This window comes from Streptococcus halichoeri (assembly GCF_009870755.1).
Taxonomy (GTDB): domain Bacteria; phylum Bacillota; class Bacilli; order Lactobacillales; family Streptococcaceae; genus Streptococcus; species Streptococcus halichoeri.
The window spans coordinates 48,666-64,203 of sequence record NZ_WLZU01000003.1 but is presented as its reverse complement, the minus strand read 5'-3'; the positions used below and the strand labels follow the sequence as shown (position 1 = coordinate 64,203).

Here is a 15,538-nt window from a genome sequence, read left to right as displayed (position 1 = left end):
TCAGAGCGGGCTAGCCATTAGCTTTAGCAAGCAAATATCAAAGAGATATGCTTTATCATTGACTCCTGTTTTTATCTGATAATCAGTCTCAATGAGCTGCCCTACCGCGGTTTTTAGATAAGCAATAGAAAGAGATCTTGTATCGGCTAAAGCATACTTGATTTGATAAGGGTTAAGCTTACGGCCCATGACTGTAGAAAGATGGGCCAGCATTTGCTGCTCATTTTTCCCACTCTCTTGTAAAATGGCAAGCTGCAAATAAAGTCGGAATTGCCCCAGTAAGATAGCAATCAATTTAATCTCATCTTCACCTTGTAGACGCAAATCATGCACCAAAGAGCTAGCCTTAGAAGCGTTTTTTCGTAATAAATGTTTTATTAATTGAAACACATTATCTTGGAGGGTTTTGGGGATAGCCTCTTCTATGTCATCTAACGTAATAGAATCATCTGGTTTATAGTCTTTTAAGAAGGTTAGGTTTTTAACCATTTGACCAAAATCACCATTTGATTTTACTAATAACCTATCAAAGACACCACTGTCAAATGAGAGGCCTAAACGATCACCATAAGCTTGAAAAAAACGTTTAAACTCTTGCTCCTTAAGCGGAGTCGCCTCAAAGACACGAGCATCGCGCTTAAGTAATTTCACCAAGCGACGCTTCCCATCTAATTTACCAGGGGCAAGGATGATTAAGCGTGTACTCTCAAGTGGCTTTTCCAGATAAGCTTCAAAAGCTTTTAGCTCTTGCTCTTTAAAATAAGCCTTCTTCGCTGTTGTAATGTCTAACAATTGATCAAAAATCACAAATTTATAGTCAGCAAAAAAGGGAAGACTAACCAAATCCATTTCTGCTTCTTTATAACTAGTGTTTGACAAGTCAAAAAAAGAATAAGTGAGGTCATCCTTATCATAGCCAATTTTGCTTAAAAGTGTATCTCTAAGCTCAGTGTATTGACCAACATCATCTCCTGTAACAAGGGTCAAAGGACCGAGTTGGTCAACTGTCAGTTTTTGTAATTCTTCCAATGCAATCATATTTTTATTATACCATCTTCTTCGTAAATACTAGTCATCTTTATGCATTTTTCGAGTGGTACTAATATGCCAGTTGCGCCAGCCTTTCAAAAGAATCGCCCCATCTTTGTCGGTACGATAAACAGTCATCTTTTGCTTTTTGTAACGCTCTAGCGTTTGAGGATGCGGGTGCTTAAAATGATTGTTTTGGCCAGCTGAAATCAAGACTGTTTTTGCCTGGATTTGCTTGAGAAAATCTTCTGTTGATGAACCCTTGGAACCATGATGAGGCGCTTTTAAGATGTCTACCTTTAAAGAAGGGTAATGTTCTTGTAAGGCAGCCTCGGCCTCTTCTTCAATATCTCCTGTAAACAAAAAACGTTGATTCAGTAAGTGTCCATATAAGACCAAGGAGTCATTATTTTTTCCATCACCAGCTTGAAAGGGATAAAGGGTTACCAGATGAGAACCCATTATCGGGATTTTGTCACCAACTTTTAAAATTTTGACCTTGAGTTTGAATTTCCGCAATTGTTGAGCAAACTGTCTATTGCTAAGGCTGCCTGGGCTAACCAAGACTTCCTTGATCTTAAAATGTTGATGTACCCAAGGCAAATCACCACGATGATCAAAGTCAGCATGTGTAATAATGAGCTGATCAATGGTACGAATACCCTTACTCTTTAGGTAGGGAATCAAGGTTCGCTCAGCATTAGCTTTTGTATGTCGCTTACGCCATGCGGCTTCCTTAGGTGGGCTAGGATAACCGCCAACATCAATTAAAATTGTCTTTTGGTACATATCTCTTAACAAAATGCTATCACCCTGACCCACATCGACAATAGTGATTTCATTATAGACGGCTTGGCCCATTCCCCAAAAAAGAGCAAATACTATAGTAAGACTAGCAACTAGTCGTGATGTCTTCTTTCGAAAATCATAAGCCACCGCTATCATTAAAAGCAACAGGACCAAGAGCCAAACACAGGGACTACCAAAAGTCATTTGGGTAAAAAGACACTCAGCTAATAAATGAATTCCTCTTTCTAGCTGATGAAGCACTGCATTTATAGTATGATTGATAGGATTTAGAAGCTTCGCCAATACTTGTGTGCAGCAAAAAGCCAAGCACAAATAAGGGAGCAAGAATAGATCAAAAAAGAGGCCAAAAATGAAAGTTAGTGGAATGGCAAGCGGGTTAAATGTTGAAAAATGAAATAAGATGATTGGAATAACAGCTAAAGACACTGCTAAACATTGAAACACCGCTCGCTTTTTACCGCTCAGCTCATCAAAGGTCATTACTATCAGCATAAAGGTATAGCCAAAACTGAGTTGGCCACCAATGGTCGCTAGAAAAAAGGGTTGCAAGAAAAACATTATCAAAAAGGTAAGCGCTAGATTATCTAGTCCTCGCACGCGAAATTGTGATAGACTGTTTTGGATCAGACTTCGTAAGACCGAAATACTATAACCTGTCATTCCAGCATACATCACAGAAAAAATCAGTTCACAATAAGGAATAATTTCTAAGGGTAGCTGTAAACCAAGCATGACTTTACGAAATGCCCGCATGAAAAAACCAACTTGCATACCAGATAGGGCAAACAAATGGATAATCCCCAATTGGCTATAGAGATCAGCCATTTCTGAAAAATCCTTATCCAAATACCCAAATAAGAGTCCTGTCATGTAATGTGATAATGGTTTTGGAAATGACGTCTGAGCATAAACGATTGCTTTTCGGCGCCAAACTGCAAGGTACTCGGTCAATCGCTGTGGCTGGCACATCGCTGTCACTCTGAGATGTTTGGGTGCAAGCAGGCCCTTTAATTGCTGATGGCGCAAGTAAGCTTGGTAATCAAAACCTTTGGGATTTCGCCGCCCACTTGGCTGCTCCACAATGAAATCACCCTGTAACTGAACGATTGAGGTCAACTTCTGATAAAACCGTTGTTCTTTTTGACTTTGGAGGCGATAGGACAACCGATAGGCCTGACCTTTACTATGAACCACTCCTGTCATTAAGTCACCATCAATGGTAATGGAATCAGGATTCAGAGTTACCTGGGCTAAATCAACATTTCTTGCTGATGGCTCTACCTGAACTTTACTAAACTGCCAAAAGAACCAGCAACTAAAAATAAGCAAACAGCCTCCAGTAAAAAGAAGTTTTTGCCAGCAATATTGGCGCGCTAATTGAAGAAAAACAAGGCCCCAAATAATCAACCAATACCCTTCAAAGGCTTGAAAGAAAGTGTGGAAGGTAAAATAAAGTAACAAAACTAAAAACGCCAAATGAACGGGTTTGATACAATAAGCCTTAATCAATCGTAATCTCATCTTTTAGTTTTTCAATCATCTTAGGTCCGATACCTGATACTTTTTTTAAATCTTCTAACTTGTTAAAACCTCCCAGCTGTTCTCGCACAGTAAGTATCTCTTGAGCCCGCTTTTCACCTACTCCTGGTATTTGGATCAAATCTGCTAATGTGGCTTGATTGATATTAATCGCTTGCTTTGAGGCCCGAGAAGAGGGTCCTTGGGCTGCCTCTTGTGCTTGACTAACCGTCACAGGAGCCTTGTGGTCACTCTTTCGAGCAATATAAACCACCGACTCATCGGTTAACTTGATAGCAAAGTTCACTGCATTTCGATCAACATCCTCTGTTAGACCACCCGCTAAAGCAATAGCATCTGTTAAACGACTGCCCTTTGCTAACTGATAAACCCCCTCTTTTTTGACCGCGCCTTTCACATCTACTACGATGTCTTCTGTTTTTTTAGTGTCTTGTTCTTGGCTAGTAGTGTCTGGTGAACTCTGACTGGTAAAGCTGAATTCAGCTGGCGAAACCGGCTTGGAGCTTGCTGATCGATGACAGCTAGTGACACTAACAAGAAGCATGAGCACTAAAAGTAATAGTAAAAAAGCCATGAGTAGATAGGGTCTACGTGATGGCAGCGTGGTAATTACTGTTAGCTTTTGTTTTATCTGATTGAACATCTCGTCTCCTTTCATTGTATTATTCGAAAAAAGCCAACAAAAAAATGCCCTTGTAGACATTTTTTAATGATGTTTATCAGGATCCCAGACAAAACTTGCCAGATAACTAAAAATCATAGTTAAAAGCACCACCACAAGCAAGAGCAAGCCTAGAGGAATACGATAAAGATAAGTCAGGATATTCAGGCGTTTACCTGGCTGGTAGGCTGATGTTTCTTGATCTAGCCTTGTAAAGGCTGCTTGTATTCGCCGTGATACTTCTTGGATCCCCTCATCATCCATCCGTTTAATATCAGAAACATCAATAGCTTGACCAAAGTTCATATCCACCCGTTCGCCTTTAAGAAGGCCTTTAAGGGTACGTGGTCCAGCGTAGGTTGCGGGCATAATCTTAACTTTTGCCATCTTGGCAATAACAGCTACCCCTCCCTTGAGTTCATTTGAATGACGACTCCCACTTGGAAAAAGAACCAAGGATTTATCGGCTTTTTTCAACATATTAACAGGATACCTGATGGCATCCGAACCAGGCTTATCCCGATCAATCGGAAAGGCTCCACACATTTTAATCCACCAAGCAAATAACCGGTTCTGAAACAACTCTTTTTTGGCCATAAAGATAAATTGCTTAGGACGGGCAGCAAAGGCCATATAGACAGGGTCCCAGAAGGTTCGGTGAGGAGCCACTAAAATGTAATTTTCCTCCACAGGCAAGATGCGATCTTGATGATGATAATGGGCATTGCCGTTAGCTACCCATAACAGTGCCATAACAAGGCTTCTTAAATAAGCATAAAACACAGGCATTCTCCTTCATAAATATCTTATTTATTGTACCATGATTACGACTAATAGCAAAGCCTGAGTAAGCATTGGGAGAAGACTATCAGCAGACTCAGAATTTTGCTATAATAATTATTATGAATATAACTCTCAAAGACGGGGAACGAATTGATCAGCTGTTCTCTAGCGATGTCAAAATTATCCAAAACAAGGATGTCTTTAGTTACTCCATTGATAGTGTTTTACTATCACGCTTTCCACGCATCCCAAGCAAAGGGCTTATCGTTGATTTGTGCGCAGGTAACGGTGCAGTCGGCCTGTTTGCAAGTACACAAACCAAAGCAAAGCTTATTGGAATCGAACTGCAAGAGCGCCTAGCAGATATGGCCAAGCGCTCCATTAGCCTGAACCACTTAGAGGAACAAGTTACAATGGTTCAGGATGATTTGAAGAACTTACTAACGCATGTTCCCCGTTCAGGCGTTGACCTTATTTTCTGTAATCCGCCCTATTTTAAAGCGACAGAGACGTCACGTAAGAATGTTTCTGAGCATTATCTGCTGGCGCGGCACGAAATCACAACCAATCTAGAAGAGATCTGCCAAATTAGTCAACACGCCCTCAAATCGAACGGCCGTCTGGCCATGGTGCATCGTCCAGATCGATTTATTGAGATTATTGATTGCTTGCGCAAATACAAGCTCGCCCCAAAACGTATCCAATTTGTCTATCCAAAAGCTCAGCGTCAAGCTAATCTACTACTCATCGAAGCTATTAAAGACGGCTCCATTGAGGGGATGCAGGTGTTAGCACCGCTTATTGTCCACCAAGATAATGGGGACTATACCGATACCATTTTTGAGATTTATTTTGGTCAAAAACCAACAAGCAAGGACGGCCCGCATGAGTAAACAGCAAGCCTACATGTATGTTTTAGAATGCGCAGACCACACCTTGTACACTGGTTACACCACTGATGTCCAAAAACGCCTCAAAGCACATAATGCGGGTAAGGGGGCTAAGTACACACGCCATAGGCGGCCAGTCGTTCTTCGATATGTCGAAGCTTTTCCCAGTAAGCAAGCAGCCATGAGTGCTGAGAGCTATTTTAAACAAAAAAGTCGACAAGAAAAATTAGCTTATATTGCAAGGCAGCAAACAAAACCCTAACCCTATTTATGGATATGGCTAATTTTTAACAGCTTGGCTAAGTGCAAAAGAGAACACCTGCCTACCTAGCTTCATTGGTTAGCGCAGCCTTATCAGGCCTTAGGCCTTGCTTAGCGATATTAAGCATCCGTCAAAAAAAGAGTGAGACAAAGCACATGAACTGCCTGTAGTCCTTGTGGTTTTGCCTCACTTTGTTATTTTTTAGCACTGGTATCACTTTCGATAGCAGGAACGTATTCTTTAATAGGTAATTTCAAAATATCCGATAAAATGAGGGGCACAACCTCAACGGCGACTTCTGAATACTGTAAGCCAAACCAGCGCATTGGTGTGGCTGTAAAGTGTTTAATGCTTGCTTTGGTTTGCATAATGAATCGCTCAAATCCGCTGAGCTTTCGGGCGTTGGAGACGCGTTCTTCGATAATCACAAATTTAAAATCTCCAACCGTTCGACCAGGGGTGATGGAGTAATCTTGAACTTGCTTGGGTAAACGACCACTTTCCATTAGGTCTTGAACAATGGTGCGCAGATAACGAGGGACAGACTGGGGCATCCTAAAGCCTAAAAAGAGCTCTACTTTAACCATATAGTCGGTTCCTAGCATATCAATTTTATATTTGGCCGTATAGGGTTCATCTGTTACTTTGACATTAACAAACCAGTAAACTTGTGCGCGTTTAGGCCGCTTATCCAAAATAGAGTAAAGAATGGAACGATCAATTAAATTATCCCGAATGCGGTTTGTTAGGTAGACAACATTGGTTTGGTAAAAATCAATCCGCTCATCATCACGCAAGGCCTTGATTTGATCTTTATAATCCATTAAATCAAGAGATTTCACATACTTGAAAACAATACGCGTTCCTTGATGCCAGATAAACATTAAAAAGATAATCGCAAGTGCAATCAAGACAACAACATAACCGCCACGTAAAAATTTGACCGCGGAAGCCCAGAAGAAAATAAACTCAATCAGGGCAAAAAAAGACATGAGCAGGTGGGCTAAGATGGAACTGGTACCCCTTTTAATTAAGAAGTAATTAAGCAAAACAGTCGTCATCAGCATGGTAATAGTGATCGCTAAGCCATAGGCTGCTTCCATATGTTCCGAACTACGAAAATACAGCACTGTGCTAGATGTAATCAGAAAAAGTGCCCAGTTAATCACCGGTATATAGAGTTGCCCTAAATTAGCCCCCGGATAGGTGACCCGAAATAGTGGGAAGATTTTCAAGCGCATAGCCTCAGACACGAGGGTAAAAGAGCCCGTTATTAAAGCCTGCGAGGCAATGATAGCTGCCAGAGTTGCCAAAATAACTGCATAGACGCGAAAGTTTTCAGGAACACTGGCAAAAAAAGGATTAAGGTCAATCCCACTATGCTTATTAGCTAAAATCCAAGCGCCTTGTCCACAGTAAGATAAAAGGATGCAAGCCTTGACAAAAGGCCAGCTCACATAAATGTTACTCCGCCCAACATGACCCATATCAGAGTACAGGGCTTCTGCACCTGTCGTTGCCAAAAAGATTGAGCCTAGAATAAAAATACCACGATGATTTTCCGGACTAAGAAGCAAATGAATGGCATAATAAGGGTTAATGGCCTTAAAAATAGCGAGATGGCCAAAACTATTAAAAAGACCCGTCAGACCAAGGAAACTAAACCAGATAAACATGACCGGGCCAAATAATTTGCCAATAAAGCCCGTGCCAAACCGCTGAATACCAAAGAGCGTCAAAAGTATGAGCAAAGTGGTGACAATCACATTGGTTTGATTTTGATAAATGGCACTAATGCCCGGTACAGCCTTTAAACCCTCAATAGCTGAAGTTACTGTCATTGCTGGTGTCAGTGCTCCATCTGACAAAAGGGTAGCGCCTCCAATCATGGCTGGAACGATTAGCCATGGTGACATTTTACGAACCAAAGTATAGAGCGAAAAGATCCCTCCTTCATGATGATTGTCAGCTTTTAGAGCTATCCAAACATATTTAATAGTCGTAATGAGTGTCAAAGTCCAGAAAATTAAAGAGACAGAACCTATAATAAAAGATTCTGACACCTGCCTTAATCCTCCTTGATTTTCCACTAACGATTGCATAGTATACAAGGGACTGGTCCCAATATCACCATAAACAATTCCAAGAGCAATAATAAAGCCTGCCTTTGTCGCTTTGTCAAAGGGCAGGTGATTGGCACTAGACATCCCAATCGTCCTCCTAGCCTAATTAAAAATTCCAAATTTGGATGAGACCATTATAACAGATTCTATTTATTCACCTTTATGGCGGATAACAAAGCCCTTATCTTTGCTTGAGGTCTGTTTATCTTTGTTATAGTAATCATTTGCATGGCGTTTTGCCTTGCGATTACCACCATTATCATGGCTGTCACGGCGATCACGCTGGTTGTAACGTTTTTCTCCGTCATGATAACCACGTTTACGATCATTTCGACGCTTGCCACGACCATAGCGATCTTTGTTTTGACGATTACGGCCACCCTTATTGGACTTATTGCCATGGCCACCACCAACATATTTAAATGGTAGCGGTTTTTCACGCGCAATCTCGACAGCTGGCAGGGAATCTGGATCCTGCACTGTTAAGCTAAGGATATAAAGAGCTAATTCTTCAGGGCTAAACTCAGCTGCTAATTGGACGGCATCGCCTTTGAATTTGTCGAAATTACTGCGAATTGTGTCATCTGCAAAATCACGTTCGATTTTTTGGAGGGCAACCTTTTTCTTAGCTTGAAAGGCTTCATTTGCAGTTGGTGGCTTTAAACCACGCATTTGCTTTTTCGTTAAATTTTCAATAATGGTCAAGTAACCCATTTCATTTGGCGAAACAAAGGTAATGGATTGGCCTGATTTTCCTGCACGACCAGTTCGGCCAATGCGGTGAACATAGCTTTCTGGATCTTGTGGAATATCATAATTGTAGACATGAGTAACACCAGAAATATCCAAACCACGCGCGGCAACGTCAGTGGCAACGAGAATATCAATCTGGTCATTTTTAAAATCACGAATCACACGAAGGCGTTTATTTTGGTCTAAATCTCCATGAATGCCTTCGGCACGAAAACCTCGTAATTTCAAACCGCGCGTCAATTCATCCACACGCCGCTTTGTCCGACCAAACACAATCGAAAGCTCTGGTTGGTCAACATCCATCAAGCGGGTCATGGTATCAAATTTTTCTTGCTCCTTAACACGAATATAGAATTGTTCCACATTCACATTGGTCAATTCCTTAGCTTCAATCTTGACATGGTCAGGATTTTTCATAAATTTGACACCAATGCGTTTAATAGGCTCAGGCATGGTTGCTGAAAACAAAAGGGTTTGACGTTCTGTGGGAACCTCACTAATAATGGCCTCAATATCTTCTAAAAAGCCCATGTTAAGCATTTCATCAGCTTCGTCTAGAATCAGGGTTTCCACATGATCTAGCTTGAGCGCCTTGCGTTTGATGAGATCAAGTAGTCGGCCGGGCGTTCCCACAACAACATGAGCACCTGATTTTAGGGCCTTAATTTGTTTTTCAATTGAGGAACCACCATAGACAGAGCGGACCTTGACACCTTTTTGGCGACCAAAGCGAAAGAGTTCTTCTTGACTTTGCACCGCTAATTCACGTGTTGGTGCAATCACAAGCGCTTGGATTGTATTGCGTTCAATCACAATTTTATTTAAAGTTGGCAAACCAAAGGCCGCTGTTTTCCCCGTACCGGTTTGGGCTTGACCGATGACATCTTTTCCTTCTAGTGCTAGAGGGATGGTCATTTCCTGAATAGGAGATGCTTTTTCAAATCCTGCTGTTACAACAGCTGATTGGATGTCTTTTGATAAATTAAATTCTGTAAATTTCAATTGTTTCTCTTTTCTAAAAAGGCAGTGCGAAGCTGCCTTATAAACCTTTTAATAGTTGTCGTTCGATTAACAACCTATTTAGTGTAACATAATAAAAGCTAAAAAGATAGGAAATAAGCTATGTAAGGGTTTTAATATGCTTTTGCTTTATTTTTTATCCTATTAGCCCTGGCAAAATATCTGATTATCACAATACCTGCTTAATTAGTTTGCACCTTCGTTTAGGCTTTCTTTGAGTTCCTCCTCTTTGTACAAAAACACTAACCCTAATAAAGGATAAACAAAAGAAGGTCTTTTTGATGTTTTAATCCAGCATGTCATTGTTAAGCAATCTCTATATCCCTTTTCTTGCTTCTTTTGGCTGATGTCCTTTCCTTGACTGGCTTTAGTTTTATTAAAAGCCTTTTATTGAACTCGGACATAGAGATGCTGCAGTTCTTCAGTACTTTGACCGACAAAAATGGTATCTCTTTCTAAGATAGTATTGGTATTTGGTACTGTCTGACCAGCAGGGGTCACAAAAAAGGCAGCTCCGATTGACTCTGCTCCTACACTACTAATACCGCCCTGATAAACGTTTTGGACATTAGTTGTGTTATGTGGCACAATCATTTGTTGGCCGAGTTCTTTGTCATTGCCATCACCAACTTGATAGGTGCTCACCTGGCCATTAGGATGGATAAGCAAGCCCTGACCCAAGTCATTTTGCCATTTACCAGCAATGCTTGAATAGTCACCCTTTAATAATGCTGAAATAGCAATGCTTGACTGAAAGTTACTCGGCGCTTGAGTAACAGCTTGACTAGCAGCCTGCTTTTGTCCTTGAACGGGAGCTGCAGCAACCGAGGCCTGTATACTTGCTTTGGAGGACTGATCAGCTGGCTGAGGTGAGGCTTTCCTTGGTGCTTTGCCCTTACTTGCCTTTGACGAATCAGAAGTCTGCGACTGCGACTCGTTTGAGTCACTTATGGACTTACTGTTCTTTTGAAAGTGATCAGCGGCTGATTTCGGCAATTTTGCTGGCTTTTGCTTGTGGCAACCAACTAAAGAAGAGCTAAGAGCCAAAATAAGCACAAAAGCAGTCATATATTTTGCTAATTTTTTAATCATAATTAACACAATCCTTTTATTTTTTTATTAGTATAGCATCACCAAAATATTTTTTCAATAGTTTTGTAATATTTTTGTAAACTTTATTACAAATATGACATTTTGGGCAGCTTTTTTAACCAATATGTTAAGCAAAAGTAACCGTACCTTCTCACAAGAATCGGCTCTTTAGTGTTTGTAGCAGATGACGTAGCCTTAAGCACAAGAATAGACTGAGATGGGCCTGGGGCTTACCTGGTGATCCTAGTTGTTCGCCAACCCTCAAGTGAGCCAATGTGCCAAAAAAGCCCAAAAGCTTTGTTCTAAGCTCTTGGGCGCATTAACCTATTATCTTATGTAAAACAAATGTTTTGCTGTCCACATGAGACAGGTTCTTACATTTTAGCTTCCAGAGTGACATCTGGATACTTATCTGCAAACCAACGTAAGGCAAAATCATTTTCAAAAAGGAAAACGGGTTGCTCAAAGCGATCGATGGCTAGGATATTACGACTTGAAGACATCCGCTGATCAAGATCTTCTTCTTTAATCCAACGGACTGTCTTTTTCCCCATCGGTGTCATCACCACTTCGGCATTGTATTCGCCTTCCATGCGGTGTTTAAACACTTCAAATTGGAGTTGTCCAACAGCACCCAACATGTACTCACCCGTCTGGTAATTCTTATAAAGCTGCACAGCTCCTTCTTGCACTAGCTGTTCCATCCCTTTATGGAAGGACTTTTGCTTCATGACATTTTTAGGAGAAACCTTCATAAACAATTCCGGCGTAAAGGTCGGTAGTGGTTCAAACTCAAATTTGTGCTTACCGACGGTTAAAGTATCACCAACTTGATAAGTTCCCGTATCATAAACCCCAATAATATCTCCGGCCACCGCATTTTGCACATTTTCGCGCGCCTCGGCCATAAATTGTGTAACATTGGATAACTTCGCTCCCTTGCCAGTTCGGGTCAAGTTAACAGCCATGCCTTTTTGAAATTCGCCCGAAACAATCCGCACAAAAGCAATCCGGTCCCTGTGACGTGGATCCATGTTAGCCTGAATCTTAAAGACAAAGCCTGAAAAATCTTTTGCAAAAGGATCAATCAGCTGACCATCACTTGTCTGATGACCATGGGGCTCAGGTGCAAATTCTAAGAAGGTATCTAAAAAGGTTTGCACACCAAAATTAGTTAAAGCTGAGCCAAAGAAAACTGGTGTGAGCTGGCCTTTGGTAACGGCTTGGGCTGAAAAATGATTGCCTGCTTCTTCTAAGAGTTCAATATCTTCAAGGGTTTGATTGTAAAAAGGGTTACTGGCAAATAAACGCGCACCGGCTTCCAAGGAAGCAAAACGCTCTTTCCCTTTATAGAGTTCTAATCGTTGATTATGTAAATCGTATAAGCCCTCAAAGGCTCTTCCCATCCCAATGGGCCAGTTCATCGGATAGGCCGCAATGCCTAAAATGTCTTCTAATTCTTGCAAGAGTTCCAGCGGTTCTCGGCCATCGCGGTCTAACTTATTAATAAAGGTAAATACTGGGATATTGCGATGCTTAACCACCTCGAAAAGTTTCTTGGTTTGAGCTTCAATCCCCTTGGCTGAATCCACCACCATGACAGCAGCGTCAACAGCCATCAAAGTTCGATAGGTATCTTCTGAGAAGTCCTCATGGCCTGGCGTATCTAAAATATTCACACGCTTACCAGCATAATCAAACTGCATCACAGAGGAGGTCACTGAGATACCCCGTTGCTTTTCAATATCCATCCAATCTGATTTGGCGAAAGTTCCAGTTTTTTTCCCTTTAACCGTACCGGCTTCACGAATCTCGCCTCCAAAATAAAGCAATTGTTCGGTAATGGTTGTCTTCCCCGCGTCCGGGTGACTGATGATGGCAAATGTTCGCCGCTTTTGAATTTCTTCTTGTAATGTCATAATCTTTCCTTCATTAGTGTGACTTAATAGCATGTTGAACGAATCATTCTAGTTACATTGGACTATTTTCTCCTCAAAAACATAAAAGGGAGTGGGTCAAAAGTCGGTTTGCGTTAAAGCGACTTTCACTCACTTCCTTATTTAAAGGTTGGCTTAAAACAAGGTAGACAAGCAGCTTTTTTCCCATCTCTAGACCAGTATTCATCAAAGATCAGCCGATTACTAGCTTGGTTTATAAGAGATTAGTATCAGATGGTACCTTATTGATTTTTTCTAACCTATCCTTTTGTTGTGCTCACTAGAGAATCAAAGCGATAGATGCCCTAAGCCTAAGTAGGTCTTGATTCTCATAAGAGCTTGAAAGTAACTTTCCAGCTTTTTTATTATAGCTAATTTTAAAGGCTTTCGCAATATAGGCCTACTTACTCAATAGAAGTGTTTTATCTTGTGATAGGTAAATGAGCTTAAGCCAAATCAATTCAACCAGCTTTGCAATTAAGACAAGAACTCCTGTTACCAAAAGGAAATTGACAGGGACAAAGTGGGTATGGATGATTGGTGGGTCAGCTAAAAAGCCATAGTTACCACCTGTCACAGTATTGACCGCTACAATCAAAGCATTAATCACAGCTAAACGCGTCAGACAGTAGTGCAGACTGGTTTTAGCTGGCTGATAATACTGAAAGAGATAAATCATCGCATTCACTAAAAGCATATAATGTCCCAGATAAAAAGCTACATTGGAAACATGGAATAAGGGATAAGGATAAAAATCTGGACAACACAAGGCAAGCAATGAGCCTGCCACTCCTAACAGCATAAACAGCTGTTTGAGGCGGCTTTTATCAGGAAAGAAAAAAATAGCCAGCATCCCAATACGACAATGATAAAGGGGGAGAGCTTCACTTAAGGGAAAGCCCTTGAGAGCAAACCAACCATAAAGGGCGAGCAATTGTGAAAATTGTAAGATTAAAAAACAAGCTCGATAATAGCGATTATGATGGTAACGCCAAGTCATTAAAATCAATAAAGGGGCCATCAAAAGCGTACTAATGTAGAACGCTACTGATGGCTGTGGAAAACTTCCCGGGGCAATATTAAAAAAATCCATAGCATTCCTTTCTCGTTTTTTCATTATACCCTAACCCCAATGAGAGGACAAGATGCAAAAAATAATTCCAAAAGAAAATGTATGAATTTTCACTCAGTTATAGTAATTGTTCTAAAATGCGCTCTAACTGCATAGAATGGCTACCTTTTAATAAAAGATGATCATCTGCTTGGAGCAAGTGTTCTAAACAAGCCATCATTTCTCTAAATTGGTCCTCCTCTGCTGTCTTTTTAAAATAATAAACATGACCAAGAGGGAACAGTTGGCTTGCCAACTGAGCTAGCTCAGAAATATCAGAGCCATAACAAATTAGGTAGTCCAAATGCTCAGGCTCAAGACTGGTAATGAGTTGAGAATGCATCGCTATTGAGTCAGAGCCCAGCTCTTTCATATCAGCTAATAAAGCAATCTTACGCCCCTGACCTGCTGGTTCAATCTTTGTGAAGGTTTCTAAGATAAGTCGCATCGCAGTGGGGTTAGCATTGTAAATATCAGATAAGATGGAAACGCCATTTGAAGTGTACTTCCATTCCGTACGATTCTTGGTCAGTTGGATGTGTTCTAAAGCGTCAATAATGTCTTCATCAGCAACTGCTAAAAGCTTACCAACATAGCTTGCAACCATTGCATTAGTAGCATTGTATTTCCCAGTCAATGGCAAATGAACAGGCCGTGGCAAAATGTTTGTCTTAAAAATCAAGGAGTCTTTTGCTTCTTGAATTGTTTCAACAAAGATTTCCTGGCCAGCACCAAAACGGATGACCATCTGGTTTTCAGGCAAATAAGGATCAATGATTGGGTCTTCTGGAGCAATCAAGATCCCATGAGAATCCATCCCATCTGTAATTTGCATTTTACCTTGGGCAATCCTTTCGCGGCTGCCAAAAAATTCCAGATGTGCTTCGCCAATCAAGGTTACAACGGCAATATGAGGTTTAGCAATCTCAGATAAAAGATGAATATCACCCATACGGTCTTGCCCCATCTCAAGAACAATCTTTTCTGTCTCTGCTGGCATGTGCATGATAGTATAAGGCAAGCCGATTTCATTATTATAATTTCCTTGGGTTTGGTAGGTTTTATAGGTCGTTGCTAAGATGGATGCAATCATATCCTTGGTGCTTGTTTTACCATTTGAGCCGGTTACGGCTATCACATCCACTCGTTTTCGCTCAAGGTAGTAGCTGGCTAACTGTTGGAAGGCCTTTAGGCAATCCTCTACTAAAATATAGGTATGACCTGGCACTGGTTTTTCTGAAAAAGTCGCAACAGCGCCTTTTTCAAAAGCTTGGGCAATGAAATCATGTCCATCACGCTGCCCTTTTAAAGGGAGAAAGAAATCTCCTGGTGTAATCTTACGACTATCAAATTCAATGTTTTTCAGCGGAACGTCATCAAATTCGGAAACTGAATTTTGGGCCTCCACCACACGTGCTATTTCATGTAATGTTAATTTCATATACTATCCTTTTTCAACGCTATCTGTAGTGATTCTTCTTCATTATAACACATTTTCCCCATTTCAACTCCTTCTTTTCAATGGTGA

General features: G+C 40.9%; 12 protein-coding genes. 2 read left to right on the top strand and 10 right to left on the bottom strand.

The features are described from left to right. The 4 genes from holA to GWD08_RS01595 form a co-directional block, all read right to left on the bottom strand. On the bottom strand, positions 1-1,038 hold the full coding sequence (gene holA, locus GWD08_RS01610) for a DNA polymerase III subunit delta (RefSeq protein WP_159563985.1): 1,038 nt from the start codon (positions 1,036-1,038) through the stop codon (positions 1-3). A 30-nt stretch (positions 1,039-1,068) separates the two neighbouring features. After that, positions 1,069-3,360 carry a DNA internalization-related competence protein ComEC/Rec2 gene (locus tag GWD08_RS01605; RefSeq protein WP_159563984.1) on the bottom strand — a complete coding sequence of 764 codons (2,292 nt, stop codon included), beginning with the start codon at positions 3,358-3,360 and terminating at the stop codon, positions 1,069-1,071. Next, positions 3,341-4,021, bottom strand: a complete 681-nt coding sequence (locus tag GWD08_RS01600; RefSeq protein ID WP_159563983.1) for a ComEA family DNA-binding protein — start codon at positions 4,019-4,021, stop codon at positions 3,341-3,343. Before GWD08_RS01600 ends, GWD08_RS01605 begins: the two co-directional genes overlap by 20 nt. A 63-nt stretch (positions 4,022-4,084) precedes the next feature. Then, positions 4,085-4,822, bottom strand: a complete 738-nt coding sequence (locus GWD08_RS01595) for a lysophospholipid acyltransferase family protein (protein ID WP_167547758.1) — start codon at positions 4,820-4,822, stop codon at positions 4,085-4,087. 119 nt (positions 4,823-4,941) lie between these two features. On the opposite strand from GWD08_RS01595, the gene GWD08_RS01590 reads away from it, so the two are divergent. Further along, a complete protein-coding gene (locus GWD08_RS01590) occupies positions 4,942-5,715 on the top strand; it encodes a tRNA1(Val) (adenine(37)-N6)-methyltransferase (RefSeq protein ID WP_408022830.1) in 774 nt (257 codons plus the stop codon). Then, the gene (locus tag GWD08_RS01585) at positions 5,708-5,974 is read left to right on the top strand and encodes a GIY-YIG nuclease family protein (RefSeq protein WP_159543693.1); all 267 of its coding nucleotides are present in this window, start codon (positions 5,708-5,710) and stop codon (positions 5,972-5,974) included. Before GWD08_RS01590 ends, GWD08_RS01585 begins: the two co-directional genes overlap by 8 nt. A gap of 194 nt (positions 5,975-6,168) precedes the next feature. Here the strand turns inward: GWD08_RS01585 and GWD08_RS01580 are convergent, their stop codons facing one another. From GWD08_RS01580 to GWD08_RS01555, 6 genes are all read right to left on the bottom strand, one after another. Beyond that, positions 6,169-8,181 (bottom strand): KUP/HAK/KT family potassium transporter, encoded by a 2,013-nt coding sequence (locus GWD08_RS01580; RefSeq protein WP_159559730.1) that lies wholly within the window; start codon positions 8,179-8,181, stop codon positions 6,169-6,171. 66 nt (positions 8,182-8,247) lie between these two features. Continuing rightward, positions 8,248-9,852, bottom strand: a complete 1,605-nt coding sequence (gene cshA, locus GWD08_RS01575; RefSeq protein WP_159563981.1) for a degradosome RNA helicase CshA — start codon at positions 9,850-9,852, stop codon at positions 8,248-8,250. A 405-nt stretch (positions 9,853-10,257) separates the two neighbouring features. Beyond that, positions 10,258-10,962 carry a DUF6287 domain-containing protein gene (locus tag GWD08_RS01570; RefSeq protein ID WP_159563980.1) on the bottom strand — a complete coding sequence of 235 codons (705 nt, stop codon included), beginning with the start codon at positions 10,960-10,962 and terminating at the stop codon, positions 10,258-10,260. Positions 10,963-11,336: 374 nt separating this feature from the next. Beyond that, a complete protein-coding gene (locus GWD08_RS01565; RefSeq protein WP_159563979.1) occupies positions 11,337-12,881 on the bottom strand; it encodes a peptide chain release factor 3 in 1,545 nt (514 codons plus the stop codon). Between the two features lie 418 nt (positions 12,882-13,299). Then, entirely contained in the window at positions 13,300-13,992 is a 693-nt protein-coding gene (locus tag GWD08_RS01560) for a TMEM164-related integral membrane acyltransferase (protein ID WP_159543683.1), read from the bottom strand. A 97-nt stretch (positions 13,993-14,089) separates the two neighbouring features. Continuing rightward, on the bottom strand, positions 14,090-15,451 hold the full coding sequence (locus tag GWD08_RS01555; protein ID WP_159563978.1) for a UDP-N-acetylmuramoyl-tripeptide--D-alanyl-D-alanine ligase: 1,362 nt from the start codon (positions 15,449-15,451) through the stop codon (positions 14,090-14,092). Positions 15,452-15,538 lie beyond the last annotated feature (87 nt).